Origin of the sequence: Cryobacterium sp. TMT1-2-2 (assembly GCF_004403505.1) — a bacterium.
GTDB lineage: Bacteria > Actinomycetota > Actinomycetes > Actinomycetales > Microbacteriaceae > Cryobacterium > Cryobacterium flavum.
Window position 1 is genome coordinate 49,220 of sequence record NZ_SOGS01000027.1, and the last position, 25,321, is coordinate 74,540.

28 protein-coding genes are annotated in these 25,321 nt (G+C 66.6%); 12 read left to right on the forward strand and 16 right to left on the reverse strand.

Annotation, left to right across the window (positions count from 1 at the left end):
• Window positions 1-11 precede the first annotated feature (11 nt).
• Complete coding sequence (locus E3T35_RS18165) at window positions 12-1,007, forward strand: diacylglycerol kinase family protein (RefSeq protein WP_092338684.1); 996 nt, start codon at window positions 12-14, stop codon at window positions 1,005-1,007.
• Here E3T35_RS18165 and E3T35_RS18170 read toward each other — a convergent pair.
• Window positions 996-1,457 carry a hypothetical protein gene (locus tag E3T35_RS18170; protein WP_134380515.1) on the reverse strand — a complete coding sequence of 154 codons (462 nt, stop codon included), beginning with the start codon at window positions 1,455-1,457 and terminating at the stop codon, window positions 996-998. The genes E3T35_RS18165 and E3T35_RS18170 overlap by 12 nt on opposite strands.
• Window positions 1,458-1,481: 24 nt before the next feature.
• The gene (gene pheA / locus E3T35_RS18175; RefSeq protein WP_092338680.1) at window positions 1,482-2,438 is read right to left on the reverse strand and encodes a prephenate dehydratase; all 957 of its coding nucleotides are present in this window, start codon (window positions 2,436-2,438) and stop codon (window positions 1,482-1,484) included.
• A 35-nt stretch (window positions 2,439-2,473) separates the two neighbouring features.
• Between pheA and pgm the strand changes: the two genes are divergently transcribed.
• A complete protein-coding gene (gene pgm, locus E3T35_RS18180) occupies window positions 2,474-4,090 on the forward strand; it encodes a phosphoglucomutase (alpha-D-glucose-1,6-bisphosphate-dependent) (RefSeq protein ID WP_134380518.1) in 1,617 nt (538 codons plus the stop codon).
• Here the strand turns inward: pgm and E3T35_RS18185 are convergent.
• Window positions 4,087-4,791: an amidase domain-containing protein gene (locus E3T35_RS18185; RefSeq protein WP_166790008.1), complete on the reverse strand. Its 705-nt coding sequence runs from the start codon at window positions 4,789-4,791 to the stop codon at window positions 4,087-4,089. The two genes, pgm and E3T35_RS18185, sit on opposite strands and share 4 nt — an antisense overlap.
• Before the next feature lie 27 nt (window positions 4,792-4,818).
• Entirely contained in the window at window positions 4,819-4,956 is a 138-nt protein-coding gene (locus E3T35_RS19425) for a hypothetical protein (RefSeq protein WP_158252782.1), read from the reverse strand.
• Between the two features lie 172 nt (window positions 4,957-5,128).
• Between E3T35_RS19425 and E3T35_RS18190 the strand changes: the two genes are divergently transcribed.
• Entirely contained in the window at window positions 5,129-6,529 is a 1,401-nt protein-coding gene (locus tag E3T35_RS18190; protein WP_134380524.1) for a GH1 family beta-glucosidase, read from the forward strand.
• A gap of 122 nt (window positions 6,530-6,651) precedes the next feature.
• Here the strand turns inward: E3T35_RS18190 and E3T35_RS18195 are convergent, their stop codons facing one another.
• Together E3T35_RS18195 and E3T35_RS18200 are read right to left on the reverse strand one after the other, a co-directional pair.
• Window positions 6,652-7,575, reverse strand: a complete 924-nt coding sequence (locus E3T35_RS18195) for an LLM class F420-dependent oxidoreductase (RefSeq protein ID WP_134380527.1) — start codon at window positions 7,573-7,575, stop codon at window positions 6,652-6,654.
• A 118-nt stretch (window positions 7,576-7,693) separates the two neighbouring features.
• Window positions 7,694-8,581 (reverse strand): site-specific DNA-methyltransferase, encoded by an 888-nt coding sequence (locus E3T35_RS18200; RefSeq protein ID WP_134344941.1) that lies wholly within the window; start codon window positions 8,579-8,581, stop codon window positions 7,694-7,696.
• A gap of 49 nt (window positions 8,582-8,630) precedes the next feature.
• Here E3T35_RS18200 and E3T35_RS18205 point away from each other — a divergent pair, with 49 nt between their 5' ends.
• Window positions 8,631-8,969 (forward strand): GNAT family N-acetyltransferase, encoded by a 339-nt coding sequence (locus tag E3T35_RS18205; protein WP_241988906.1) that lies wholly within the window; start codon window positions 8,631-8,633, stop codon window positions 8,967-8,969.
• A 49-nt stretch (window positions 8,970-9,018) separates the two neighbouring features.
• Here the strand turns inward: E3T35_RS18205 and E3T35_RS18210 are convergent, their stop codons facing one another.
• Together E3T35_RS18210 and E3T35_RS18215 are read right to left on the reverse strand one after the other, a co-directional pair.
• The gene (locus E3T35_RS18210) at window positions 9,019-10,071 is read right to left on the reverse strand and encodes a biotin/lipoate A/B protein ligase family protein (RefSeq protein WP_134344940.1); all 1,053 of its coding nucleotides are present in this window, start codon (window positions 10,069-10,071) and stop codon (window positions 9,019-9,021) included.
• A 4-nt stretch (window positions 10,072-10,075) separates the two neighbouring features.
• On the reverse strand, window positions 10,076-10,924 hold the full coding sequence (locus tag E3T35_RS18215; RefSeq protein WP_104089846.1) for an alpha/beta fold hydrolase: 849 nt from the start codon (window positions 10,922-10,924) through the stop codon (window positions 10,076-10,078).
• A 78-nt stretch (window positions 10,925-11,002) separates the two neighbouring features.
• Here E3T35_RS18215 and E3T35_RS18220 point away from each other — a divergent pair, with 78 nt between their 5' ends.
• From E3T35_RS18220 to E3T35_RS18235, 4 genes are all read left to right on the forward strand, one after another.
• Window positions 11,003-11,524, forward strand: coding sequence for a MarR family winged helix-turn-helix transcriptional regulator (locus E3T35_RS18220; RefSeq protein ID WP_134380530.1), 522 nt, complete (start codon window positions 11,003-11,005; stop codon window positions 11,522-11,524).
• Entirely contained in the window at window positions 11,521-12,996 is a 1,476-nt protein-coding gene (locus E3T35_RS18225; RefSeq protein ID WP_241988907.1) for an MFS transporter, read from the forward strand. The genes E3T35_RS18220 and E3T35_RS18225 overlap by 4 nt, the downstream gene beginning before the upstream one ends.
• A 157-nt stretch (window positions 12,997-13,153) precedes the next feature.
• Window positions 13,154-14,059, forward strand: coding sequence for a DMT family transporter (locus E3T35_RS18230; RefSeq protein WP_134380533.1), 906 nt, complete (start codon window positions 13,154-13,156; stop codon window positions 14,057-14,059).
• A gap of 55 nt (window positions 14,060-14,114) precedes the next feature.
• Window positions 14,115-15,035, forward strand: coding sequence for a 2-hydroxyacid dehydrogenase (locus tag E3T35_RS18235; RefSeq protein WP_134344936.1), 921 nt, complete (start codon window positions 14,115-14,117; stop codon window positions 15,033-15,035).
• A gap of 7 nt (window positions 15,036-15,042) precedes the next feature.
• On the opposite strand, the gene E3T35_RS18240 is transcribed toward E3T35_RS18235, so the two are convergent.
• Window positions 15,043-16,422, reverse strand: coding sequence for a sugar ABC transporter substrate-binding protein (locus E3T35_RS18240; protein ID WP_241988908.1), 1,380 nt, complete (start codon window positions 16,420-16,422; stop codon window positions 15,043-15,045).
• Window positions 16,419-17,168 (reverse strand): dienelactone hydrolase family protein, encoded by a 750-nt coding sequence (locus tag E3T35_RS18245; protein WP_134344935.1) that lies wholly within the window; start codon window positions 17,166-17,168, stop codon window positions 16,419-16,421. The genes E3T35_RS18240 and E3T35_RS18245 overlap by 4 nt, the downstream gene beginning before the upstream one ends.
• A 90-nt stretch (window positions 17,169-17,258) precedes the next feature.
• On the opposite strand from E3T35_RS18245, the gene E3T35_RS18250 reads away from it, so the two are divergent.
• The gene (locus E3T35_RS18250; RefSeq protein ID WP_134344934.1) at window positions 17,259-17,984 is read left to right on the forward strand and encodes a FadR/GntR family transcriptional regulator; all 726 of its coding nucleotides are present in this window, start codon (window positions 17,259-17,261) and stop codon (window positions 17,982-17,984) included.
• 7 nt (window positions 17,985-17,991) lie between these two features.
• Complete coding sequence (locus E3T35_RS18255; RefSeq protein WP_134344933.1) at window positions 17,992-19,365, forward strand: alpha-hydroxy acid oxidase; 1,374 nt, start codon at window positions 17,992-17,994, stop codon at window positions 19,363-19,365.
• Between the two features lie 22 nt (window positions 19,366-19,387).
• Here E3T35_RS18255 and E3T35_RS18260 read toward each other — a convergent pair whose 3' ends face one another.
• The 5 genes from E3T35_RS18260 to ddaH all read right to left on the reverse strand — a co-directional run bounded on the left by E3T35_RS18260 (window position 19,388) and on the right by ddaH (window position 23,291).
• Entirely contained in the window at window positions 19,388-19,759 is a 372-nt protein-coding gene (locus tag E3T35_RS18260; protein ID WP_092338650.1) for a type II toxin-antitoxin system death-on-curing family toxin, read from the reverse strand.
• Window positions 19,756-19,962 (reverse strand): toxin-antitoxin system HicB family antitoxin, encoded by a 207-nt coding sequence (locus tag E3T35_RS18265; protein WP_233197246.1) that lies wholly within the window; start codon window positions 19,960-19,962, stop codon window positions 19,756-19,758. The genes E3T35_RS18260 and E3T35_RS18265 overlap by 4 nt, the downstream gene beginning before the upstream one ends.
• A 38-nt stretch (window positions 19,963-20,000) precedes the next feature.
• Complete coding sequence (locus tag E3T35_RS18270) at window positions 20,001-20,963, reverse strand: acetylxylan esterase (RefSeq protein WP_134344931.1); 963 nt, start codon at window positions 20,961-20,963, stop codon at window positions 20,001-20,003.
• Window positions 20,964-21,153: 190 nt separating this feature from the next.
• Window positions 21,154-22,410 (reverse strand): ornithine--oxo-acid transaminase, encoded by a 1,257-nt coding sequence (rocD, locus tag E3T35_RS18275; RefSeq protein WP_134380536.1) that lies wholly within the window; start codon window positions 22,408-22,410, stop codon window positions 21,154-21,156.
• A 26-nt stretch (window positions 22,411-22,436) separates the two neighbouring features.
• Entirely contained in the window at window positions 22,437-23,291 is an 855-nt protein-coding gene (gene ddaH / locus E3T35_RS18280; RefSeq protein WP_092338647.1) for a dimethylargininase, read from the reverse strand.
• Between the two features lie 226 nt (window positions 23,292-23,517).
• Here ddaH and E3T35_RS18285 point away from each other — a divergent pair, with 226 nt between their 5' ends.
• Window positions 23,518-23,955, forward strand: a complete 438-nt coding sequence (locus E3T35_RS18285) for an Lrp/AsnC family transcriptional regulator (protein ID WP_092106650.1) — start codon at window positions 23,518-23,520, stop codon at window positions 23,953-23,955.
• 31 nt (window positions 23,956-23,986) lie between these two features.
• Here E3T35_RS18285 and E3T35_RS18290 read toward each other — a convergent pair whose 3' ends face one another.
• Complete coding sequence (locus E3T35_RS18290; RefSeq protein ID WP_134380539.1) at window positions 23,987-24,751, reverse strand: ABC transporter permease; 765 nt, start codon at window positions 24,749-24,751, stop codon at window positions 23,987-23,989.
• A 171-nt stretch (window positions 24,752-24,922) separates the two neighbouring features.
• Here E3T35_RS18290 and E3T35_RS18295 point away from each other — a divergent pair, with 171 nt between their 5' ends.
• A complete protein-coding gene (locus E3T35_RS18295) occupies window positions 24,923-25,300 on the forward strand; it encodes a GntR family transcriptional regulator (protein WP_134344927.1) in 378 nt (125 codons plus the stop codon).
• Window positions 25,301-25,321: the final 21 nt, after the last annotated feature.

Sequence of the window (25,321 nt, forward strand, 5' to 3'; positions counted from 1 at the left end):
GCCTAGGCCTCGTGAGCGCCTCCGAAAACTTCGACCAGCACGCCGCCGTTGTCTACAACCCGGTGAAGGTCGACCTCGCCAGGTTGCGCACGAGCGTGGCCGCCGCCGAGCAATCCGCCGGCTGGGGCGAGACGCACTGGTTTGAAACCAGCGTCGACGATGTCGGCCAGGCAGCCACGAAACGAGCACTTGACGCTCACGCCTCGATGGTGATCTCGGCCGGCGGCGACGGCACCGTGCGGGCCGTTGCCGAGGCGCTTCGTGAGTCCGGGGTGCGCATGGCCATCGTGCCGTCGGGAACCGGCAACCTGCTCGCTCGCAACCTGCTGTTGCCGCTCGGTAGTATCGATGCCGCCACCGAGATCGCGTTCAGTGGTGTCGACCGGCCGATCGATCTCGGCGTCGCCACCCTGACGACCGATACCGGCGAAGTGCAGGAACACGTCTTCCTGGTCATGGCCGGCCTCGGCCTCGATGCTCAGATGATCGCGCACACCCGCGACGATCTCAAGAAACAGGTGGGCTGGCTCGCCTACGTCGACGGGGTGGCGCGGGCGCTGCCGAAAGCGCGGCCATTTCGCATCCGCTACAGCGTTGCTGGGCGGGTTGACCGGCCAGCACAGGTGAGCGCGATTCTTGTCGCCAATTGCGGGCTGCTGCCGGGCAACCTGCAGTTTCTGCCCGACGCGCGCCTCGACGACGGCATTCTGGACATCGCGGTGCTGCAGCCCAAGGGAGTGCTCGGCTGGCTGACCATCTGGCGCCGGGTGACCTGGGAAAACGGGGTGCTGCGGCGTTCGGCGGTGGGCCGACGCATGATTCAGGCCACCGAATCGTCGAATGAGCGGGTCATGACGACCCTGCGCGGGCCGGATATTCGCATCGTGCTCGAACACGCGCAGGATTTCGAGCTCGACGGCGATGAGTTCGGCCTCGTGCGCAAGGTGCGGCTGAACGCCGATGCCGGCGCGCTCATCGTGCGCGTGCCCGCTGAATCAGGTGTCTGAACGGCGTGACGGCCGGGACCGCCAGCGCAGTGCATGGTAGAAGAGCAGACCGACGACAGTGGCCAGGCCGGTTGAGGTCATTGCCGGTCCGAGCGACCAGGAGATCTGCTGCAACAACATATCGAACGGCACCTCGCCGTCGGGAGAATTAATGTAGCTTGAGCCACCCATCGAATCAAGAAATGTTCGCACCTGCACGCTCAGTCCGCCGATGGTGAGGGCTGGACCAACAATCCACAGGGCAACGACGAACGGATTGCGCGGCTCGAACTGGTCGAGCAGCGCGGCGGCGTCCGGCACCGGCACCGATGCGGTTTCGGTCGGGGCAGCGGATGCCGCGGGCCCGCCGTTCGAGGTGGGCGCGAGACGGTCCGATGCGGCGGCAGCCGCCTGGGCGTCGGGCTCGTAGCCACGCTGGTAGCGGGCATCATTGTTCTGGTCGACGGTCATTCGGTGGGCTCCCCCGCGATGTGCCTATTCAACGGGTTCCCCCGCAATTAAACCGCGCAACCAGTCGCGGGCTTCGATGAAAATGCCGTCGTCGTAGCGCGAGGTGAACTCGATCGGGCGTTTGTCGGCCCGCGGATAGGATCCGAGAAAGATCACCTTGGGGCTGAACCGTCGAAGGCCCAACAGCGCATCGGCGACGCGCTCGTCGAGAATATGCCCCTCGGCGTCGACGACGAAACGGTAGCGGCCGAGGGAATCACCGATCGGCCGGGACTGAATCAGACTGAGGTTCACGCCGCGCGTGGCGAACTGCTCGAGCATCTCCAGCAGGGCACCGGAACGGTCACTCGGCAGCTCGATGATCAGGCTGGTCTTGTCGGCGCCCGTCGGCGCGGTGAGCTCGTTGCCGCGGCCGACCAGCACGAAGCGGGTGACCGCGTTCGGGTTGTCACCGATATTCGAAGCGAGAACGACGAGGTCGTGATGTTTATCGATGCCGGGTGGCGCGATCGCGGCATCCGCTTGCATGGTGTCGAGCAGTGAAGACGCGGCGGCGACGTTGCTCGAGGCGGGGATGTGGCCGTGACTCGGCAGGGTGCGTTCGAGCCAGTTGCGGCACTGGCCGTAGGCGACCGGATGCGCGTTGACGACGCGCACGTCGGCCAGCGTCGTGCCGGGGCGGGCCACCAGCACGAAATTCACCGGCACCAGGTATTCGCCGATGATGCGCAGGTTCGGCACGCTGGCCAGGGCATCCTGGGTGGCCGTGACACCGCCGTCGACCGAGTTCTCGATGGCGATCATGGCCGCGAGGCTGCGGCCGCTCCCGACGTCAGCGAAGGCCTCGCCCACATTGTTGACCGGGCGCCAGATCTGGCCGCGCGCTTCAGGTACCTGGGCCAGCGCCGCTTCGGTGAAGGTGCCGGCCGGGCCGAGATAGCTGTAGGTGCGGGCTTTGGGCGGATTCGGCGCGTCGGGCATGGCTGACAGCCTACCGGGGGTGCCAGACTGTGCTCATGAGCGAACGCGCGGGCACCCGAGCCCTGGAATCTGACCTGATCGACGTTGATGGGCTGGTCAAGGCCTATTACGATTTGAAACCGGATGCCCGGGTGCCAGCCCAGCGGGTCGTCTTCGGCACCTCAGGGCATCGCGGGAGTTCCCTGAACACCGCGTTCAACGAAGACCACATCAGTGCCACAACGCAGGCGATCGTGGAATACCGCGCGGGCCAGGGCATCACCGGCCCCCTCTTCATCGGCACCGACCCGCACGCCCTGAGCGGTCCGGCCTACACGACCGCCCTCGAGGTTCTCGTCGCCAACGGCGTTCGTGTACTCGTGGACGAGTTCGACGATTACGTGCCCACCCCCTCCCTGTCGCACGCGATTCTGGCCTACAACCGCGCCGAGCACGGCGACCTGGCCGACGGCATCGTCGTCACCCCGAGCCACAACCCGCCGATGGACGGCGGCTTCAAGTACAACCCGCCGCACGGCGGACCGGCCGACAGCGATGCGACCTCGTGGATCGCGAACCGGGCGAACGAGCTCATCGCCAATGGCCTCGACGGCGTGCTGATGAGCGAGCCGAGCGCAGTGGAGACCTACGACTTTCGTGGCAACTACGTGAACGACCTCGAGAACATCATCGACATGCAGGCCATCCGCACCAGCGGAATCCGCATCGGGGCCGACCCGCTCGGCGGCGCGAGTGTCGGCTATTGGGGCGCCATCCGTGACCGTTACGAGATCGACCTGGTCGTGGTCAACCCCACGGTCGACCCGACCTGGCGATTCATGACCCTGGACTGGGACGAGAAGATCCGGATGGATCCGTCGAGTGCGTCGGTGATGGCATCCGTTGTCGCCCACAAAGACGAGTACGACATTCTCACGGGTAATGACGCCGACGCCGACCGGCACGGCATCGTCACGCCAGACGGCGGCCTGATGAACCCGAACCACTTTCTCGCCGTGGCCATCGACTACCTGTACAGCCACCGTGAAGGCTGGAAGCCCGACGCCGCGGTCGGCAAGACCCTCGTCTCGTCAACCATGATCGACCGCGTCACCGGTTTTCTCGGCCGCGACCTGTGGGAGGTGCCAGTGGGCTTCAAATGGTTCGTGCCCGGGCTCATCGACGGCTCGGTGGCTTTCGGCGGCGAGGAGAGCGCCGGCGCGAGCTTCGTGCGCTTCGACGGCACGGTCTGGACCACCGACAAGGACGGCATTCTGCTAGCCCTGCTCGCCTCCGAGATTCTCGCCGTCACCGGCAAGACTCCTTCGCAGCGCTACGCCGAGCTGGCCGAACACTTCGGCGCCCCCTCCTACGCGCGAGTGGATGCCGCGGCCACACCCGCGCAGAAGGCCGCACTGGCCAAGCTCGACGGTTCAATGATCACGGCCACCGAACTGGCCGGCGAGAAAATCACCGGCGCCGTCAGCGTGGCCGCCGGAAACGGAGCGGCCATCGGCGGAGTGAAGGTCACGACCGAGAACGCCTGGTTCGCGGCCCGGCCGAGCGGCACCGAAGACGTCTACAAGATCTACGCCGAGTCGTTTCTCGGCGACGAACACCTCGCCCAGGTTCAGCTGGAGGCCAAGGCGATCGTCGACGCCGCGATCGCCTAGGGAACACTCCAGTAGTAGGCCGTTCCGCCCGGGTGATCCACGGTGATTGCCGTGTCGACCGAGCGGTAGTCGGAATCGAGGGTGTGCCCGGAGAACGAGATGGCAACAGTGTCGCCGACCTTCTCGACCCTGGTGACAATGCCGGTGTGGTCGCGATCGCCGGTGTTGTCCCAGTCGAACTGCACGATGTCGCCGACCTTGACCTGGTCGCGCTGCTGATCGGTCAGGGCGGTGGCCTTGCCGGCCTGCGCGATGTAGTTCATGAACGCGGTGGAACTGCGCCAGGCGGCCGACGCATCGTAGGCGTTGCCGTTTTTCGGGCTCGACCAGACTCCGTCCATGGTCCAGCCGCGGGCGATCATGGCCTGGCTGGCGAAGTTGACGCAGTCGTTCTCGCCGAGAACGCCCCACTCGGCGGAGTTGTAGGTTTCGAGCTTCCAGTGCGCGAGGAGGTAGTCGATCTGCGCGGCGACTGGGGCGCTGAGGGCGGGCTCCACTTCGACCGGGGCCGCAGCGGGTGTGTCGGTGGGGGTGGCGCGAGCTGGTTCCTCCGTCGCAGCTGAGGCGTCGGCATCCGTCGTCTGCGCCGTTTGGGTGGGGGTGGCGGGACCATCAAGCGCCTGCACAACGAGCGCGGTTGCGCCGACCGCGAGAACGGCACCGATGGCCGTCGTCAGGCCAAGCCGCTGCCACCTAGTCAACTGCACTGTGTACTCATTTCTGATTGATTAAACGCTGAGCGCGGCGCTCAGATAGAGGCCAATCGCCGCGAGAGCGACGACCACTCCAACGATGAGGACCCCGATCAGAAACCGGCGCCGGGTGCGCCGCTGGTCGGCCTCGCTGGGTTCGTTGTTCTGCAGCATGATTCGAGCTTAGCCGCGACGAATCTGAGAGCTCCGAATGCCGCGTGCATAACTGCGGAGATCTCCGACACGATGGCCGGTACGCAGCCGATTGCGGGGACGGTTCGACCGGATGTCCGCGGTTACGCCCTCGTCACTGGTCGAATTCCTCGCCGCAGGGTAGCGTGACGTCATGTCGCAGACCCTGCCCACACCGTTCACCTGGCCGCGCGGATTTCTCTGGGGGTCGGCAACGGCCGCCGCGCAGATCGAGGGTGCCGGCCACGCTGGCGGCAAGGAAGACTCCATCTGGGACGCCTTCGCGCGGGTTCCCGGCGCCATCGCGGGCGGCGACGACCTCGAAACGGCGGTCGACCACTACCACCGGATGCCCGCCGATGTGCAGCTCATGGCCTCGCTCGGCCTCGACGCGTACCGGTTCTCGACCAGCTGGGCCCGGGTGCGCCCTGGCGATCGGGCAGTGAACCCGGTGGGGCTGGACTTCTATTCACGGTTGGTCGACGAGCTGCTCGGGGCCGGTATTTTGCCCTGGTTGACCGTGTATCACTGGGACCTGCCGCAGGCGCTTGAGGAGAAGGGCGGCTGGGCCAACCGTGACACGGCTTACCGTTTCGTCGACTACGCGAGCGATGTCTACGCCGCGCTGGGCGATCGGGTCACCCACTGGACCACCTTCAACGAACCGTTCTGCTCCTCGCTGCTCGGCTACGCGTCGGGAGCACACGCGCCGGGCCGGCAAGATGGCCGGGCCGCGGTCGCTGCGGTGCATCACCAGCACCTCGCGCACGGCCTCGTGGTGAACGCGCTGCGCTCTGCGGGTGCTCAGAACCTCGGCATCACCCTTAATCTCACCAACGCCGTGCCGCGCGACGCCGCCGACCCGGTCGACCTCGAGGCTGCCCGGCGGCTCGATTCGCTCGCTAACCGTGTCTTTCTGGACCCGCTGCTGCGTGGTTCCTACCCGGAGGACACCCTGCACGACCTTGAGCCGTTTGGACTCGCCGAGGTCATCCACGCCGACGATCTTGAGATCATCGCGGCCCCACTCGATTTTCTCGGGGTCAACCACTACCACGACGACCTCGTGAGCGGCCATGCGGATGCCTCGGCAAGCGATGGTCACGCCGGTGGCGCCGACCGGCCCGTCGGTTCGCCGTGGGTCGGATCGGAGTACATCACCTTCCCCAGTCGCGGACTGCCGCGCACCGCGATGGACTGGGAGGTCAACCCCGACGGCCTGCGCCTGCTATTGGTGCGCCTCGGCGAGGAGTACGACCGCCTGCCGCCGCTTTACGTGACCGAGAACGGTGCCGCCTACGACGACACCGTGAGCGCCGACGGCGCCGTGCACGACGCGGACCGCGCCGAGTACATCGTGGCGCACATCAACAAGGTGGGTGAGGCGATCGCGGCCGGCGCCGACGTGCGCGGGTACTTCGTCTGGTCGCTGCTCGACAACTTCGAGTGGTCGTACGGCTACGAGAAACGGTTCGGCATCGTGCGGGTCGACTACAAGACCCTCGAACGCACGGTGAAGGACAGCGGACGCATGTACGCGGCGCACGCGGGCTGACCGCCCGGCTGTCTCGCGGCACGTGTTTGAGAGGTTGGCACTGGTTTGAACACGTGCGTGCTTCCCCAACGCGTGCCACGAGCGGATGCGCGACCAGCGGCATCCGCTTCGCTGGCGGCGGGCTAGCGCAGCTGGGGAACGACCTCCGCGGCCAGAAACTCCAGGTGGTCGAGGTCGGACAGGTCCATGATCTGCAGGTAGACGCACTCGACGCCGGAGTCGGCGAGGGTGCCCAGCCGGTCGACGATCTCGGAGACCGTGCCGGCCAGGCCGTGCTCGCGCAGCTCGGCCGGCTCGCGACCGACCGCGGCAGCCCGACGGGCGAATTCGGCCTCGTCTCGGCCACCGACGGCGATCAGCGCTGCCGAATAGGTGAGCTCGGCCGGGTCGCGGTCGATGGCCTCACAGGCAGCCCGCACACCGTCGAACTTGCCGGCGATGTCGGCGAAGTCAGGAAACGGCAGGTTGAACTCGGTCGCGAAACGAGCAGCGAGTTTCGGGGTGCGCTTGGCGCCGCCACCTCCCACGATCACCGGCACTCGCACCTGTGTCGGCTTCGGCAGTGCCGGTGAATCGACGAGGGTGTAGTGCTCCCCGGCGAAGTTATACCGGTCCCCGACCGGGGTGTTCCATAGCCCGGTGATCACTTCGAGCTGTTCCTCGAGCATGCCGAATCGCTTGGCCGGAAACGGGATGCCGTAGGCGAGGTGCTCCTGCTCGAACCAGCCGGTACCGAGTCCGAGCTCGACGCGGCCGCCCGACATCTGGTCGACCTGCGCCACCTGGATCGCCAGAATGCCCGGAGGCCGGTAGGTCACCGACGAGACGAGAGTACCCAGACGGATGCGTTTCGTCTCGCGCGCCAACCCGGCCAGGGTGGTCCAGGCATCCGTCGGGCCGGGCAGGCCGTCACCGTCGCCCATGACCTGGTAGTGGTCGCTGCGGAAGAAGGCGTCGAAGCCGAGCCGCTCGGTGGCCTGCGCGACGGCGAGGACGTCGTCGTAGGTGGCACCCTGCTGGGGTTCGGTGAAAATGCGAAATCTCATGGGTTCTCCTCGGATCAAGCGGATGCGGGCGGGTCGTGGCACGTGTTTAGGAAGTTGGCACTGGTTTGAACCCGTGCCAGTTTCTCAAACGAGTGCCACGAGGTGGATTGAGTCAGCGTCAAGCGTCACGGGCGAGAAATTCGACGTCGGGCACCGGCTCGAAGCGGGCGCGCATCACGGCCAGGGCCTCGGGGTTCTGGTCGATCAGCACGAAGCGGCGGCCGAGCGCGGCCGCGACCGCGCCGGTGGTGCCGCTGCCCGCGAAAAAGTCGAGCACCCAGTCGCCCTCACGGCTCGACGCCTGAATGATGCGGCGCAGGATTCCGATCGGTTTCTGGGTGGGGTAGCCGGTTTTCTCCTTGCCGGTGGGCGAGACGATGGTGTGCCACCAGACATCCGTCGGCAGTTTGCCCTTGGCGACCTTTTCGGGCGTGACCAGGCCGGGAGCCATATATGGCTCGCGATCGACGGTGGTCGAGTCGAAGTAGTACCGGGCCGGGTTCTTCACATAGACCAGAATCGTGTCGTGTTTGGTGGGCCACTTGTTCTTGGACTTCGCGCCGTAGTCGTAGGCCCAGATGAGTTCGTTGAGAAAGCATTCCCGGCCGAACAGGGCGTCGAGCAGCACCTTGGCGTAGTGCGCCTCGCGGTAATCGAGGTGCAGGTAGAGCGTGCCGTCGTCAGCGAGCAGCCGCCAGGCCTCGATCAGGCGCGGCTCGAGAAAGGCCCAGTAGTCTTCGAACTGGTCGTCGTAGCCGAGCAGATCACCCTTGATGCGTTCGTAACGTTGCCCCTTGAATCCGGTGATCGTTCCGGCCGCGTGTGAGCCGTCCACGGCGACCGACCGCACCGAGGTGGTGCTCTGCCGCTTCTGCGAACGACCCGTGTTGAATGGCGGGTCGAGGTAGATCAGGGTGAAGGCACCATCGGGTAGGCCGGGCAGCACCTCGAGGTTGTCGGCGTGGATGACACGGCTCGGGCTGGTCGGGGTCCACGCAGAAGGCATTTGTCCATTCTTTCAGCCTGCGCGCCGGCAATCGGCTTAGTCTGTCGGGATGACTGCTGAATCGATGACCATCCACTCGCAGAATCTGGCGGAAGCCGGCACACTCGAGGTGCGCCACGACCCCGAACAGAGCCGCTACACGGTGTTGCTCGATGGCGAACCGGTCGGCGTGGCCGACTACATCACCACGACGGCCGCGGTGCATTTCACCCACACCGAGGTCAATCCGGCCAAGCGTACCCACGGTTTGGCGAGCATTCTGGTCGAGCAGGCGCTCGACGACGTGCGGGTGCGCACCGACCTGGCCATCGTGCCGGACTGCTCCTATGTGGCGCACTGGATTGACACGCACGCCGAGTACCAGGACCTGCTGACCCGCGGGCGTTGATACGTAAGCGGATGCCGGTGGCCCGGCCGGCGGCATGCGCTCGCCGCCGTTAGGGAACCCGGGTCAGCCACTCCTCGGTGCTGAACTTGTTCGCGACGAGCTCGGTGGCCTTGGCGTATTCCTCGGCGGTGACGTCACCCTCGGTGGCACCGTAGAGGCCGACGAAGGTCTCCTTCATGCGGTCGATGATCGCGGCACGGCTCAGGCCGGTCTGGCGGCGCAGGGGATCGACGCGCTTGGCCGCGCTCGTGATGCCCTTGTCGCTGAGTTTCTCCCGGCCGATGCGCAGCACCTGCACCATTTTTTCGCCGTCCATGTCGTAGCTCATCGTGACGTGGTGCAGCACGGCGCCGCTGCCGAGGCGTTTCTGGGCGGCCCCACCGATCTTGCCGGTCGGGCTCGTGATGTCGTTGAGCGGCTGGTAGTACGCGTCGATGCCGAGCGATTTGAGCGCGGTGATGACCCACTCGTCGAGATACGCGTAGGAGTCGGCGAAACTCATGCCCTGCACGAGATCGGTCGGCGCGTAGATGGAATAGGTGATGACCGAGCCGGCCTCCATGAACATGGCACCGCCGCCGCTGATGCGTCGCACAACGGTGAAGCCAAACTTGGCGGCATTCTCCGGGTCGACCTCGTTCTTGAGCGACTGAAAGCTGCCGATGACGACGGCCGGTTCGTTCCACTCCCAGATGCGCAGCGTGGGCTGTCGGCGCCCCTCACCGACCTCGGTCGCGAGCACCTCGTCGAGGGCCATCTGCAGCACGGGGGCGACGGGCTTCTGCGAGTGGATGATCTGCCAGTCGTAGTCCCGCCACGTGCTCGCCTGGGACAGCGAACGGCGAATCGCCACGGCGACGGCCTCCGGCGAGAATCCGAGCAGAATGGCGCCGCTCGGCAGCGCGCCACGCACGGCGGCGGCGATCGTGGCCGCCGAGCTGCCGGCGGGCAGGCCGGTCACCGCTGCATTGATGTCTTCGAGGGCATCGTCGGGTTCGAGAAAAAAGTCACCGGCCAGACGAAAGTTGGCGATGACATCGTCGACGACATCGAGATCTACGACGACCAGTTTGCCGCCCGGAACCTTATATTCACCATGCATGGTTTCAGCCTACGGTGATAAATCGTTCGTCGAGCCAGGCCACGAGGTCGCCGATCACCTCGGAGCGGTTGGTCTCGTTGAAGACTTCGTGCCGCGCGCCCGGATACACGATCAGGCGCACGTCGCGCAGCCCGGACCGCTTGACGTAGGCGTTGACCAGTCTGAGCGCGCTGCGTTCGCCGCCGACGGTGTCGTCACCGCCGACCAGCACGAGCATCGGCAGGTCAGTCGGCAGGTCGCGAGCCGGCCGACCGAACAGGCGGGCGGCCTCTCGAATGCCGAACAGCTTGGCCAGCGGCGTCGCAGTGGTCAGCGGGTCGGCGACGAACGCCTGGGCTACCGCCGGATCGCGGCTGAGCCACTCGACCCCGGTGGTGCCGAGCGTTTTGTGTTTGCGGTTCAGATCGCCACCGTCAAGGTATCCGGGCCAGCGATAGGCGGTGCCTGAGAGAACGATGGCGTCGTACTCGGCGGCGTGCTCGTTCACGATCATCTGTACCATGAACGATCCCCAGCTGTGCCCGAGCAGCACGAGCGGCAGAGTCGGGTTTTCCGAGCGGATGATTCCGCTCAGCTGATGCACGCCCGCCACCGCCGCGCGCAGCCCGCCCGCGCCGAGTCGCCCGAGCAGTGTGTGGTCGCCGCCGTGCTGGGCGAGTCCGGTCTGGCCGTGACCGAGGTGGTCGTCGGCGTACACCGTATAGCCGGCCCGGTTGAGGTCGGCGGCGAGCGTGGCATAGCGCTGGGCGTGTTCACCGACGCCGTGCGCGAGCTGGATGACGGCGCGCGGGGCGTCGACCGACCAGACGTAATAGGTAATGAGCCGGCCATGGGCATCCGTATATGTGGGCACGAGGCCAGTCTGCCCTGTTGCGGTGGGCTTCAGGCTGCCAATGTACTTAGCAAGGCTAATTTGCTATGCTAAGGATCTATGGAATCGCGAACACACCCCAAAACTGCCGCCCTCGGCGTCATCAAGGCGCAGCCGCCGGTCGGCGCACCGCAAGCGGCGGCAGCACACCCTACAGCCGCACCCAACACCGCCGAACTCAGCCACGAATTTCGACTCGCCAACGGCCGCCTGGCCCGCCGCCTGCGCCAGGAGAAGGCCGAGAACGAGCTCGGAAGTGGCCAGTTCTCCGCGCTCGGCGTGCTTCACGTGCACGGACCGTTGACGCTCACCGAACTCAGCGAGTTCGAACGCGTCACCCCGCCGTCGATGACCCGCACGGTGAAATGCCTCGTTGATGCCGGTCTCGTGGCCCGCACCGATTCCACACTCGATGGCCGCAAGATCGTGCTGAGCACAACGGACGCCGCGAGCGAAATGATGACCGAAACGCGCAAGCGTCGAGATGCCTGGCTGGTGCAACGCGTCGCCCAGCTCAGTCCCGCACAGCGCAGCACCCTCGCCGACGCGACCTTGATCATGAAGGAGCTCGCCGACAGTTGAGCGCCATGTTTCGCTCGCTGAGCGTCGTCAATTACCGCATCTGGTTCGCCGGGGCTTTGGTGTCGAACATCGGCACCTGGATGCAGCGCACCGCGCAGGACTGGATCGTGCTGACCCAGCTCACCAACTACGACGCCACGGCGGTCGGCATCACCATGGCGCTGCAGCTTGGCCCGCAGCTCGTGCTGATGCCCTGGTCCGGCCTCATCGCCGATCGGTTCAACCGGCGCAAGCTGCTCATTCTCACCCAGACCCTGATGGGCCTATTGGCGCTCGGCCTCGGCATTCTGACTGTGCTCGAGGTCGCCCAGCTCTGGCACGTCTATCTGTTCGCGCTCGGCCTCGGCGTTGTCGCGGCGATCGACGCGCCGGCCCGCCAGACGTTCGTCTCCGAACTCGTCGCCGAAGACCAGCTGTCGAACGCGGTGGCACTCAACTCGGCGTCGTTCCACGGTGCACGTCTGATCGGCCCGGCCGCGGCCGGCCTGCTCACGGTCGCCGTCGGCGCCGGCTGGGTCTTCATGATCAACGCGGTCACCTTTGCTGCGACGGTCTTCGCCATGACCCTGCTGCGCACCCACCAACTGCGCCGCCAACCAAAGGCGTCACGGGAGCGCGGACAGCTGCTGGCCGGCTTCCGTTACGTGCGTGGCCGTTCCGACATCGTCGTCGTCATGATCGCGGTCTTTCTGATCGGAACCTTCGGCCTCAACTTCGCCATCTTCACGTCCACCATGGCCACCATCGAATTCGGTAAGGGGGCCGCAGAGTTCGGCCTGCTCAGCTCGATCATGGCCATCGGCGCCGTCATCGGCGCGCTGCTCGCTGCCCGCCGCAGCCGCGCCCGCCTGCGACTCATCGTGCTCGGCGCCGGCCTGTTCGGCCTGGCCTGCGCGCTGTCCGCAATCATGCCGACATATACAACTTTCGCCATATCTCTCACCCTGGTTGGCTTGTCGTCGCTCACGCTCATGACCACGGCGAACGCCTACGTGCAGACCACGACCCGGCCCGAGATGCGCGGCCGCGTGATGGCGCTGTACATGGCTATCTTCGTCGGCGGCACTCCCCTCGGCGCGCCGCTCGTTGGCTGGGTAGCGGATGCCTTCGGCCCCCGCTGGGCGCTCGGCCTCGCCGCGGTCTCCGGCCTGCTGGCTGCGGCCGTCGTGCTGTTCTGGATGGTGCGGTATCGTCGGCTGCGGGTGCACGTGCATCCGTTCTCGTCACCCCGGGTGCGCGTGCTTCACGCTGGCGACGGGCGCGATGTGCCGCTCGCGACGCCGAGTCGCCGGGGCGGGACCGCCGTGCTCGAGCGCGAGGAGCCCGAGCCGGATCGCGATGGGGACACCACGCTGGACCCGGATCGCGATGGGGACACCGCGCTGGACCCGGATCGCGAAACTGCCGCCGAACGCAACCGCGAGACCGCCACCCGCGAGATCGCGATCGTCGAGGCCACCGCCCCGCGCTGAGTTCGGGTGCTCAGTGGACAATTTCGAGGGGTGCGGCGCGATCGACACCCCTCGAAGTTGTCCACTGAGGGCCAGCGTGGGACGAGCTAGGGTCGAAGGGCAGACCCTCTTCGAACACCAGGCAGGCCATGACCACTCTCACCACCCGAACGCGCGCATGAAGGCCACCATTGCCCTCATCGTCGCCACCCTGCTCTGGGCCGGCAACTACATCGTCGGCGGAATCGCCGTGCAGACCCTCTCCCCCGTTGAGCTAACCTGGCTGCGCTGGCTGCTCGCCTGCATTCCGCTGCTGATCCTCGCCCAAGTGGTCGAGCGCCCGAACTGGGCCCGGGTGCTGCGCCACTGGCCCCGGCTGCTGCTGCTCGCGGCCCTCGGCGTTGGCGGCTACAACCTGCTGCTCTACACCGCCCTGCAGTACACGACGCCGCAATCCGCGTCGCTCATCAACGCCGCGAATCCGGCCGTGATGGTGGTGCTCGCGGCGGTTCTGCTGCGCGAACGCATCGGCTGGCGAGGTATTGCCGGGCTGGCGCTGGGGCTGGTGGGAGTGGTGCTGATCATCACCAACGGTGCGATCGCATCCGTTTTCACGCGCACACCCAACGCGGGCGACCTGCTCATGGTTGGCGCGATCGTGGTGTGGAGCCTCTATACGATCGTCGGTCGCGGGCTGCCAGTGCCGCCGATCACGGCCACGGCCCTGCAAGGCACCTTCGTCGCGGTGCTGCTCGCGCCGGTCGCCTTGCTCGGTGGGGTGCGCTGGCCAGCGGATGCCGCCATCGGCTGGGCCGTGATCTTCATCGCGATTTTTCCCTCGATCGGCTCCTACGTGCTGTGGAACGCTGCGCTCAAGAGCATTCCACCGGGTCGGGCCGGCCTGTTTCTCAACCTGATCACGGTGTTCACGGTGGTCATCGCCGTCGTGCTCGGCGCCCAGCTGACCACGCCGCAGCTCGTCGGCGGCGTGATCGTGTTCGCGGGTGTGGCGCTGAGCACGCTGCGGCCGTCCCGTCCGCTGGCGCCCCAGCCCGTGCTCGACACCGCTAGGCGAGGGCTTTAACCGGGACGGGGCCTGGGCCCCGTCCCGAGAGAGCGGGGCAAAGTAGGCTCGGGAGATGAACTCACTGCTGGTCAGCCTGCCCGACTCCGTACTGCGCGAGGCGGTCGGGGAACTGCCCGACGGCGTTGAGGTAGTGGAGTGGGCGCTCGACGGTCCGTCGCCACGACCCCGGTTCGACCTCGTTGTCACGCCGTACATGGGTAAGACCGACCGGCTCGCGCATCTCGCCGGCGTCGATGCCGGTTTGGTGCAGAGCCAGTCCATCGGCTACGACGGCGTCGACCGGGTACTGCCTGCCGGGCACGTGTTCGCGAACGCCGCGAGCGTGCATGAAACCTCCACCGCCGAACTCACCCTCGCCCTCATCCTGGCCTCGCAGCGCGGCATTCCCGATTTCGTGCGCGCCGCGGACGCCGGCGAGTGGGCACCCGCGCAGCACGCCAGCCTCGCCGACCGCACCGTGCTGCTGCTCGGCTACGGCGGTGTCGGCCACGCTATCGAGAGTCGGCTGCTCGCCTTCGAAACCACGGTGATCCGCGTCGCCCGCACGGCTCGCAGTGACGAGCGCGGCAATATCTACGGCTTCGAGTCCCTGCCCGAACTCCTGCCCCAGGCCGATATTGTGGTCGTCGGTGTTCCGCTCACGGCCGAGACGACGAACCTGGTTGACGATGCATTCCTGGCCCAAATGCGTGACGGAAGCCTGCTCGTGAACATCGCTCGTGGTGCGGTCGCCGACACGGAAGCGCTGCTCGCGCATGCGAGCAGCGGCCGCCTCAGGCTCGCCCTCGACGTGACCAGCCCCGAACCGCTGCCGGAGGGGCATCCGCTCTTCGCACTGCCGAACGTGCTCATCACCCCGCACGTCGGCGGCGCGTCGAGCGCCATGCTGCCGCGCATGGCTCGCCTGGTGCGCGCGCAAATCGAGCGAATGCTGCGCGGCGAGAGCCCGCTCAACGTCGTGTTGACGAGTTAGCCGCCACTCAGCCGGCGACGGCCGCGTTAGCCGCTTCCTGCGCGGTGCGCAACGCCTCATCGACGGGAATGCGGCCGAGGAACATCTCGGCGAAGGTCGACTCGAACGCGTCGGAGGCCTCGGCCCACTTCGCGCCCTGCGGCGCCTGCACACTGCCGTTGGCGAGCACGTCGATGAACGCGTTCACGTCGATGCCCTGCTCCTGCCACGACGCGACATAGCTGGCCTGCGCACCGATGACGGCCGGCGACGCCGAGCCGTCGGCGCCGATCGCCGCACTGCCCTCGGTACTGCCGAGCCACTCCAGCAGTTTTTGGGTTTGTTCCGGATGCTTCGAGTCGGCATTGCCGGCGGCCACGACGCCGTTGGTGACGCTGATCGCCCCGGACGGTCCAGACGGAATCGCGGCCACACCCCAGTCGAAGCCGGCCCCCTCGTTCACGTTGCTGAGGTTGTAGACGCCGCTCTGGAACAGGGCCATCTTGCCCTGCAGAAACTGGTCGAGTGCGAAGTCGCCGTTGAGGTTGGTGTCGGCGGCCGACGGAGCCACGTGGTACTTGTTCATCAGGTCGATCACGTACTGAAAGGCCGCGGCGCCTTCGGCGGTGTCGAACACGAACTCGTCGCCGTCTTGCAACGCTGACCCGTTCGAGCCGAGATAGTTGAGGTAGATGGCGTTGAGGTCGTTGGCCGCGTTGTAGCCGTACTGCACGATCTGCGCGGGGTCGAAGGCCGCGCTGTCGGCGGTGTTGCCGTTGGCGTCGACGGTGAGTTTCTGCAACACCGGCAGCAGGGTGTCCTCGCCGGCGGCGGGATCCCAATGCAGTTCACCGACGGTGGCCGGGTCGATGCCGGCCGCCGACAGGAGTTCTTCGTTGTAATACAGCCCGATGCCGGGGTCGGCGAGCTGGGGCACTCCCCAGAGCGCGCCGTTCAGGGTGTACTGACCGATGACGCTGGGCTGCCAGTTGGTCTGCGCGGCCTCGCCCAGGGCATCCGTTACATTCACGAGGTTGCCGTTGACGGCATAGTCGGCGAAGTTGCCGGCGTTCACCCAAAACACGTCGTCGGCGGTCTCGCCGGCCACGTCAACGCGCAGTTTGGTGAAGTAGTCGGCCCACGGCACGACGTTCACCGCCACGTCGATGCCCGGGTTGGCTTCTTCGAACGCCGCGAACGACGTTTCGTAGGACTGCGCGACCTGCTCGTCCCAGACGCGCAGGGTGAGCGTGGTGTCGGAGCCGGTTTGCGGTGTCAGCGCGAGCGCGGTGGCCACGCCGCCGATGGTGACAACGGATGCGACGGTGACGATGGCGATAATGGTCGAGCGTTTGGCGATGGGGTCCCCTTGGGTCTGTTGGAGGCTACCAGCCGCCAGCCAGGTCACGGCTTCTGTGACGCCCCAAGATGTTCGCCGAAGAACGCCTCGATACGCGTCCACGCGTCGGCGGCGGCCACCGGGTCGGGACCGGCACCGAGAATGCGCTTCAGCATCGGGCGCAGCATCCGCGGCCCGGTCTCGGCATCGTTGAGAAAGGCGTGGCCGGCACCCGGGTATTCCTTGACGTCGTGCTCGATGCCCAGCCCCGCCAGGGATGAATCGAGGGCGGCTGCCGCGCCGACCAGAGAGCGGTCCGCGCCGCCGAAGCTGCCGACGATCGGGCAGGCGCCGAGCAGGTGATCGTCGAGATCCTTCGGGAGCCGACCATAGTTGACCGAGGAGACGTCGAAGCCGCGCGTCGCCGTGGCGAGGGCGAACCCGCCACCCATGCAGAAACCGAGAACACCGATGCGTCCGGTGCAGTCGCCGCGTTCACTCAAAAACACGCGCGCCGACTCGATGTCGACGAAAGCCCGGCCGGCACCGGCCGACAGGGCACGAAAGGTGCCGACGAGGCACTTGCGGGTTCCTCCCTCGGTGAAGAGGTCGGGCATCAGTGCCAGGTAGCCGGCCTCGGCCATTCTGACGGCCTGGCGGCGCATCACGTCGGTAAGGCCGAACGCCTCGTGCACGAGCACGACGCCGGGCCAGGGGCCGTCGCCGGCCGGGATCGCGAGCACGGCCTTCAGGCCGGCGCTGCCACCCGGCCCGTCGGGCAGTTTCAAGTCGATGAGCTGGGGTGCAGCGGTCATGGTCTCTCCCGGGTTGGCTGAAACTGTATCCGCAATCCGCGAGAAAATCGTGTATTCTGTGGTCAGACCACACGAGATCAAGAGGACAGCATGACCGAAATCACCCCGCGCGCCTGGCAGATCGTGCTCGACGCCGTGGAACTCGACCTGCTCGAGGGTCGCCTGAGCCCGGGCGATCACCTCCCGCCAGAGCGCACCCTGGCAGCAGATCTCGGCGTCGGCCGATCCAGCGTGCGCGAAGCGCTGCGGGTGCTCGAGGTTCTCGGGCTCATTCGCACCGCCGTCGGTTCGGGGCCCTCAGCCGGCGCGATCATCGTCGCCCGTCCCGGCGGCGGCATGTCGGCGCTCATGCGCCTGCAGGTCGCAGCCCAGGGCTTTGAGGTGGCCGACGTCGTCAAGACCCGCCTCATCCTGGAGGGATCAATCGTCTCCGAACTGGCCGAGGCCCAGGTCGACCTCACCGAATCAGCGCAAATCCTCACCGCGATGGAAAACGAGACCCTCACCGAAGCCGAGTTCCTCGCCCTCGACACCCAGTTCCACCTCTCGCTTGCCGAAGCGAACGGCAACCAGGTCATCACGGCGACCATGGCCGGCCTCCGCAGCGCAATTGAGGGGTACGCACGGGCGGGCGCGGCGGGCCTCGCGAGCTGGCCGGCAACATCCGCTCGTCTCAGGCTCGAGCATCGCGGCATTCTCAATGCCGTTCTGGCCGGTCAAGCGGATGCCGCCCGCCTCGCGGTGCACGCCCACATCTCGGGGTACTACGCCGAGACCCATCTCACTTCCACCACTGCCAGCCCCACGACACGATAGGACGACCATGGTTCAACGACGTATCCCCAGGATCAAAGACCTGGCACCGCTGATGAAGTTCAAGGCTCCGGAGCTCAACGCGAAGAAGCGCCGCCTCGACGCGGCCCTCACGATCGCCGACCTGCGTGCGATCGCCAAAAGGCGCACGCCGAAGGCCGCCTTCGACTACACCGAGGGTGCCGCGGAGGCCGAGATCTCACTCGGCCGGGCCCGCCAGGGTTTCGAAGACATTGAGTTTCATCCGGCCATTCTGCGCGACGTGTCGACCGTGTCCACCAGCTGGGACGTGCTCGGTGCCCCCGTTTCGCAGCCGTTCGGCATCGCGCCCACCGGCTTCACCCGCATGATGCAGACCGAGGGTGAAATCGCCGGGGCGCGCGCCGCCGGGCGGGCCGGCATTCCGTTCGCTCTGTCAACCATGGGCACGACGTCGATCGAAGACGTCAAGGCCGCCAACCCCACCGGCCGAAACTGGTTTCAGCTGTACATGTGGAAGGACCGCGACCGGTCGATGGCCCTGGTCGAGCGAGCCAAAAAGGCCGGGTTCGACACCCTGCTCGTCACGGTCGATGTGCCGGTGGCCGGCGCCCGACTGCGCGACAAGCGCAACGGCTTCTCGATTCCACCAGCGCTCACCCTCGGCACGGTCATCAACGCCATCCCGCGACCGGAATGGTGGATCAACTTTCTCACCACCGAACCGCTCTCCTTTGCGAGCCTCGACCGGTCCAGCGGCACCATCGGCGAACTGATCGACTCCATGTTCGATGCGACCGTGACCTTCGACGATCTGGCTTGGATCAAGGCCCAGTGGCCCGGAAAAATCGTGGTCAAGGGAGTGCAGAACGTGGACGATGCCAAGCGCCTCGTCGACCTCGGCGTTGACGGCATCACCCTCTCGAACCACGGCGGTCGCCAGCTCGACCGTGCACCGATTCCGTTCCACCTGCTGCCGCAGGTCGCCCGCGAGGTCGGTGCCCACACCGAGGTGCACCTCGACACGGGCATCATGAGCGGTGCCGACATCGTCGCCTCCGTCGCGCTCGGCGCCCGCTACACGATGATCGGCCGCGCCTACCTTTACGGCCTCATGGCCGGCGGTGAAGCGGGCGTCGACCGCACCATTGCGATCCTCTCGGAGCAGATCACGCGCACCATGCGCCTGCTCGGCGTGAACGCACTCGAGGAGTTGAACCCGGGCCACGTGACCCAACTGTCCCGGCTGCAGCCGGTGGCGTCGCCCCTGGTCGCCGCCGCCGCGGCTGCTCCGGTGCGCAAGGCTCCCGTGCGGAAGCCGGCCGTGCGCAAGGAGTCGGTGAGTGCATCCGCTGTCGTCACGACCACGCCGGTGAAGCCTGCGCCACGGAAGACGGTCTCGTAAGTCGCAGACAGTCGGCGGCGAGCTACGAACGCGTGACGCGATGCGCCGCGATCCGCTTTTCAGATTCGTCGAGGTCGACGACCCCTTCGGCGACGCCAATCACGAAATCGAAACCCTCATCGGTGGTGAAATCGTGGGCATACCCGTTGATCCAGAGAAAGAGCACCATGAGGGTCCAGCCGGTGCGCTTGTTTCCATCGACCAGCGGATGATTGCGCACGAGAGATTCGAGAAGGGCCGCGGCCTTTCGATCAAAGGTCGCGTAGGCATCCGTTCCGAACATGGACGCCGACGGCCGGGCGAGTGCAGACGCGAGCAGGCCAGCGTCCCGCACGTAGAAGCCGTAGCGCTCGGTCACCTGCAGCGCATCGGCGACCTCCAGGTACTGGGTCACGCGTCTTCGAGGCGCTGCAGCAACTCGGCGTCGTGGGTGAGCACGAATTGCAGGCCGGATTCGATTTCGTTGCGCCGCGAATAACGGTCGACAATCAGGGTTGCGCCCTGAAGGAGCAGCGCGTGCTTCGACACGTGTTGCGCCGTCGCGAGTGCCTCAAGTTGACGGTCGAGTTCCTCCGGGATGCGCACGTTGATAGCCATACCAAAATGGTACTGCCGCTCCATGCCGGCAACAAGGCCTAGCCGAGGTGTTCGCGGAACGCACGCAGGGCGAGAGCATCGTCTTCCCAGGCGCCGCCCTCGTGGCCGTTGTACGGCCAGACGGTGATCTGCTTTGGGCCGGCATAGTTGTTGTAGGCCGCGAACACCGTCGACGGCGGGCAGATCGGGTCCATCAGGGCGGCCGTCATGGTCACCGGCGCCGTCGCACGCTTGGCGAAGTTGACGCCATCGAAGTAGGCGAGCACGTCGTGCACCCGCGCCACCTTGAGCCGGTTGGTGGCGAGGTACTGGCCGAGCTCCCGATACGGCAGCGCGTCGGTGATGACGGATGCCCGCGGAAAGTCACACAGAAACGGTACGCGCGCGACGACCGCGGCGAGGTCGGGCACGAGCCCAGCCACGGCGAGCGCGATACCGCCGCCCTGGCTGGTGCCGACCAGGCCCACCCGGGTTTCATCGACGAGCGCCAGGCTGCGGGCCGCCGCGACGGCGCGCACGGCGTCGGTGAAAACGCGGCGGTAATAGTAGGTCTCACGCGAGTCGATGCCGCGCGTCATGAAACCGGGTACCTGCGGGCCGCTCCCGGCGTCGTCGACCGTGTCGCCCGTGCTACCGCCCCAGCCCTGCCCGCGCAGGTCCATCTCGAAATGCGCGAACCCGGCGGATGCCCACAGTAGGTTCTCGAAGCTCTGCCCGCGTCCCCGGCCGTAACCGTGAAACTGCACGACGGTCGGCAGCGGGCGACGCGCGCCGGCGGGCACTCGCAGCCAGGCCTTGATCGGCTGCCCACCGAACCCGGGGAAAGTCACGTCGAAGACTTCGAGCGTTTCCAGACCGGCGTCGACCTTCGTGTCGGTGACATCAAGCGGATGCCGATCGGCCTCGGCGAGCGTCTCAGCCCAGAAGGCATCGAAGTCGGCCGGGTCGGCCTGGCCACTGCGATAGGCGCGGAGTTCGGCTTCGGGCAGGTCGGTGTACATGCCCTTCAGCCTATTGCCGCCACAGCGTGGAGCCGGGCCGTCACGCGGGGGCATCCGCTTTCGGCAGCACGCACGCGCTGCTACTGGCGGCCGGCGCGCGATGGCGCCCCAAACTCGGATGCGCGCCACGGTAACCGTAGTAGCGCGCACCCAGATCGGGCGCGGTCATGCGTTCTGCCCGGGAGCGCGCCTACTTCGCAGCCGCGAGGTCGGCCAGCACGAGGCGCAGTTGCTCGACGGCCCAGTCCACGTCCTCGGCGGAGACGACGATCGGCGGTGCCAAGCGGATGGTCGACCCGTGCGTGTCCTTGGCGAGCACGCCACGGGCGAGGAGGGCCTCGCAGACGACGCGGCCCGGAGCGAGCGACGGATCGATGTCGATGCCGGCCCAGAGGCCGACGCCGCGCACTTCGATCACGCCGTGCCCGATGAGCTCGGCGAGGCCCGCGTGCAGGCGCGCGCCGAGTTCGGTCGCGCGCTGCTGGTATTCGCCGGTGGCCAGCATCTTCACGACGGCCAGGCCGACGGCTGCGGCGAGCGGGTTGCCGCCGAAGGTGGAGCCGTGCTCGCCCGGGTGCAGCACACCGAGAATGTCGGTGTTGCCGACGACGGCCGAGACGGGAACGATGCCGCCGCCGAGGGCCTTGCCGAGCAGGTAGAGGTCGGGCACGACGCCCACGAGGTCGCAGGCGAAGGTCGAGCCGGTGCGGCCGAGGCCCGACTGAATCTCGTCGGCGATGAACAATACGTTGTGGCGCGTGGTGATCTCGCGTACGGCGGGCAGGTAGGCCGCCGGCGGCACGACGATGCCGGCCTCACCCTGGATCGGTTCGAGCAGCACGGCCACCGTGTTCTCGTCGATCGCGGCCTCGAGCGCGGCGGCATCGCCGTAGGGAACAGTGCGAAAACCGGGCGTGAACGGGCCGAAACCGGCGCGGGCCGACTCGTCGTCGGAGAAGCTGATGATGGTGGTGGTGCGGCCGTGAAAGTTGCCGGCTGCCACGATGATGTTGGCCTGGTCGGGCGCGACGCCCTTGACCCGGTAGCCCCAGGCGCGGGCAACCTTGATGCCGGATTCGACGGCTTCGGCGCCGGTGTTCATGGGCAGAACCATGTCTTTGCCGGCCAGTTCGGCGAGCGCGGTCACGAACGGGCCGAGCTGGTCGTTGTAAAACGCACGACTGGTGAGGGTGATACGACCGAGCTGGGCACGAGCAGCGTCGAGCAGCACCCGGTTGGAGTGGCCGAAGTTCACGGCGGAGTAGGCGGCGAGGCAGTCCAGGTAGCGGTGACCCGCGACATCCGTTACCCAGGCGCCGTCACCGGACGCGACGACGACCTCGAGCGGGTGGTAGTTGTGTGCGGCGTGCGCGCTTTCCTCGGCAATGAGTGCGGTAGCTGCAGGCGAAACGGATGCTGCGGGTGTGTCTGTCAGATTCGTCGTCATGTCGTGCTCCTTCAGGTTGGGCGCGGTCATCGGCGCAGCTCGAGCGTGCAGCACTTGACGCCGCCGCCGCCGAGCAGCAACTCGGAGAGGTCGACGCCGATCGGGTTGTAGCCGCGGGCACGCAGCTGGCGTTCGAAGTCTTTGGCGCGGGCGGCGATGACGACGTTGTAGCCGTCGGAGTAGGAGTTAAGGCCGAGAATGGAGGCGTCTTCTTCGGTGACGATGATGGCGTCGGGGTAGCGCTCCTGCAGAATGGCGAGGCTCGGCGCGTCGAAGGCGCTCGGCAGGTAGGCGATGTTCGTGTCATCGAGCACGGCCACGGCGGTGTCGAGGTGGTAGAAACTCGGGTTGATCAGGCGCAGGGTGATCACCGGGCGGCCGGCGATATTCGAAAGTTCAGCGTGGCTGTTCGAGTCGCTGCGAAAGCCGGTGCCGGCCAGAATGACGTCGCCGACCAGCAGAAAATCGCCCTCGCCCTCGTTGGTCTCCACGGGTACACGCACGTCGAAGCCGTTGGCGCCGAACCAGTCCATGTAGGCGGGGCCTTCGGGCTGGCGCTGCACGTGGGTGAATTTGGCTCCGTAGGCCTGGTTATCGATGACGAAACCGCCGTTGGCCGCGTAGACCATGTCGGGCAGGCCGTCAATCGGGTCGATCAGGTGCACATCGAAGCCGAGGCCGATGTAGGCGTCATAGAGGGTCTGCCACTGCTTCACGGCGAGCGAGGTGTCGGTGGGCAGCGCCGGGTCCATCCACGGGTTGATGCGGTAGACCACGGTGAAGAACTGCGGCTTGCACATAAGAATGGTGCGCTTGGTGGCGATGCGCACGGGAACGGCGGGCTCTTCGGCCAGAACGGGGGTGGCTGAGTTGATCGACATGAGGCTCCTTCGGGGATCCGCGGGCCTTCGGGCCGACGGGACTCGGGGTGGATGGCGGACCAGGTCGCTCACGAGAGCCCGGCTCGACCACACTTGATCGTTCCGGGACGCCACTCTCAGTCTCACACAGCATGATTCAACGTTTCACGCTGATCTGCGCAAGAAATCTTCGAGAATTGCCACTGTGACGCACAGTTTGCGCAGTGCCGTCACTTAGACTCGCCCCATGGATAACCTCGACCACAGCATTCTCGATCTGCTGCGCCAGAACGCGCGCGCCGGCTATGGTGACATCGGCTCGGTGGTGGGACTGTCGGCATCCGCCGTGAAACGCCGCGTCGACCGCCTGGTGGCCGACAAGGTGATTCGCAGCTTTACGATTCAGGTCGACCCGGCGGTCGACGGTATGAGCACGGAAGCCTATGTTGAGCTGTTCTGCCGGGGCACCGTCGCGCCCGACGAATTACTGCGCATACTCTCCGGCGTGCCGGAGGTCGTCGACGCGGGAACCGTCACCGGCAGCGCCGACGCCATGGTGCACATTCGAGCCCGGGACATTCCGGGGCTCGAGGCGGCGCTGGAAAAGGTGCGCCTGGCACCCAACGTCGATCACACTCGGAGTGCGATCGTGCTGTCGCGCCTCATCCATCGCTCAATCGAGTAGCAACACCTCACCCGCTTTCGCGAGCCAGGTTCTAAGGGACCGGCTTTTGACGCACCGGCGAGATCAGGTGCAGCAGGGTGACCGCGGCAATTGACCCAGCGCAGAGGATGCCGGCCAGCACGACGATCTGAAACCTCCCGGCCTCCAGTGGCGAGGCTCCACCGAAAATCGCGCCGACGAACGCTCCCGGCAACGTGACCAGCCCCGTGGTCTTGGTCTGGTCGGTGGACGGAATGATGGCGAAGTAGACGGCCTGCCTGGCCAGATCGCGCGTGGATTGCCGCGGCGTGGCCCCGAGCGCAAGCCAGCCCTCTACTTCGTCCCAGTGATCGCCGACCGCCTCGGAGAAGCGGCGACCACCGAGCGTCGCGATCGACATGGCATTGCCGATGATGATGCCGCCGATCGCGAGCACGTAGCGTGGTGAGAATTCGATCGCTCCGGTCGTGAACACGATGGCGAGAGTGACGCTCACACCGAGAGCCATCGCCGCAGCCACGCGAAACAGGTGCGCGCGACTGAAGCCGATACGGCGGGTGACAGTACCGACGGCCGCCGCGAACATGACGAGCAATCCGACGCCGACCCAGAGCGGTTCATTGATGATGCCGCTGAGAATGAGACTGATCGCGGCCAGTTGCAGGGTCCCACGCAACAGGGCGAGCGCCGGCGCGAACGGATGCTGGGTGCGATAGACCCGCAGCACCGTCGCGACCACCGCGAGCAGCAACAGAACGCCGACCAAGGTCGGCACCAGCCCGGCGAGCTCGGCGGGGAGATCGGCCGGAAAGGTCATGCCCCGAGCCTACGCGGCCCCGCGAAAGCGGGGAAACGGTTGCTTCGGTGATGTTGAAGCAACCATTCACCCGCTCTCGGAAAACATCCCTCGGGAACGTACCGTGGGTATGGTGTTGCGGCATTCGTTGTAGCGAGGCAAAATTGCTCATAACGTTGAACGGAGGGTCCCGTGCCCGCTTCCTTTATTGCCATTGATTCACACTCGAGCACGCCGCCGTTTGAACAGTTGCGCAGCCAGGTCATTGCGGCCGTGCGCTCCGGTGAGCTGGAGCACGATACTCGCCTGCCGACCGTGCGGGCCCTCGCCGCTGAGCTCGGTCTGGCCACGAACACGGTCGCCCGGGCCTATCGCGAACTCGAGCGTGACAGCGTGATTGAAACGCGCGGTCGGTTCGGTTCATTCATCGCACCCAACGGTGATGCGGCCGAGCGGCACGCCCAGGCAGCGGCCGACGCATTCGCTGCCCGCATCGAGCAACTCGGCGTGAGCCCGGCCGAGGCCCTCACCCTCGTCACCGATGCCCTGAATCGCCGTTCCGACTCCTGAGCCGGGCCTTGCGGCCGGAGT

What these genes read in the sequence shown, in the direction of transcription:
- E3T35_RS18170 (WP_134380515.1), bottom strand. Translation starts at nt 1,457, where the DNA reads ATGACCGTCGACCAGAACAATGATGCCCGCTACCAGCGTGGCTACGAG.
- pheA (WP_092338680.1), bottom strand. Translation starts at nt 2,438, where the DNA reads ATGCCCGACGCGCCGAATCCGCCCAAAGCCCGCACCTACAGCTATCTC.
- pgm (WP_134380518.1), top strand. Translation starts at nt 2,474, where the DNA reads ATGAGCGAACGCGCGGGCACCCGAGCCCTGGAATCTGACCTGATCGAC.
- E3T35_RS19425 (WP_158252782.1), bottom strand. Translation starts at nt 4,956, where the DNA reads ATGCTGCAGAACAACGAACCCAGCGAGGCCGACCAGCGGCGCACCCGG.
- E3T35_RS18190 (WP_134380524.1), top strand. Translation starts at nt 5,129, where the DNA reads ATGTCGCAGACCCTGCCCACACCGTTCACCTGGCCGCGCGGATTTCTC.
- E3T35_RS18195 (WP_134380527.1), bottom strand. Translation starts at nt 7,575, where the DNA reads ATGAGATTTCGCATTTTCACCGAACCCCAGCAGGGTGCCACCTACGAC.
- E3T35_RS18200 (WP_134344941.1), bottom strand. Translation starts at nt 8,581, where the DNA reads ATGCCTTCTGCGTGGACCCCGACCAGCCCGAGCCGTGTCATCCACGCC.
- E3T35_RS18205 (WP_241988906.1), top strand. Translation starts at nt 8,631, where the DNA reads ATGACTGCTGAATCGATGACCATCCACTCGCAGAATCTGGCGGAAGCC.
- E3T35_RS18210 (WP_134344940.1), bottom strand. Translation starts at nt 10,071, where the DNA reads ATGCATGGTGAATATAAGGTTCCGGGCGGCAAACTGGTCGTCGTAGAT.
- E3T35_RS18220 (WP_134380530.1), top strand. Translation starts at nt 11,003, where the DNA reads ATGGAATCGCGAACACACCCCAAAACTGCCGCCCTCGGCGTCATCAAG.
- E3T35_RS18230 (WP_134380533.1), top strand. Translation starts at nt 13,154, where the DNA reads ATGAAGGCCACCATTGCCCTCATCGTCGCCACCCTGCTCTGGGCCGGC.
- E3T35_RS18235 (WP_134344936.1), top strand. Translation starts at nt 14,115, where the DNA reads ATGAACTCACTGCTGGTCAGCCTGCCCGACTCCGTACTGCGCGAGGCG.
- E3T35_RS18245 (WP_134344935.1), bottom strand. Translation starts at nt 17,168, where the DNA reads ATGACCGCTGCACCCCAGCTCATCGACTTGAAACTGCCCGACGGGCCG.
- E3T35_RS18250 (WP_134344934.1), top strand. Translation starts at nt 17,259, where the DNA reads ATGACCGAAATCACCCCGCGCGCCTGGCAGATCGTGCTCGACGCCGTG.
- E3T35_RS18255 (WP_134344933.1), top strand. Translation starts at nt 17,992, where the DNA reads ATGGTTCAACGACGTATCCCCAGGATCAAAGACCTGGCACCGCTGATG.
- E3T35_RS18265 (WP_233197246.1), bottom strand. Translation starts at nt 19,962, where the DNA reads ATGGCTATCAACGTGCGCATCCCGGAGGAACTCGACCGTCAACTTGAG.
- E3T35_RS18270 (WP_134344931.1), bottom strand. Translation starts at nt 20,963, where the DNA reads ATGTACACCGACCTGCCCGAAGCCGAACTCCGCGCCTATCGCAGTGGC.
- rocD (WP_134380536.1), bottom strand. Translation starts at nt 22,410, where the DNA reads ATGACGACGAATCTGACAGACACACCCGCAGCATCCGTTTCGCCTGCA.
- ddaH (WP_092338647.1), bottom strand. Translation starts at nt 23,291, where the DNA reads ATGTCGATCAACTCAGCCACCCCCGTTCTGGCCGAAGAGCCCGCCGTT.
- E3T35_RS18285 (WP_092106650.1), top strand. Translation starts at nt 23,518, where the DNA reads ATGGATAACCTCGACCACAGCATTCTCGATCTGCTGCGCCAGAACGCG.
- E3T35_RS18290 (WP_134380539.1), bottom strand. Translation starts at nt 24,751, where the DNA reads ATGACCTTTCCGGCCGATCTCCCCGCCGAGCTCGCCGGGCTGGTGCCG.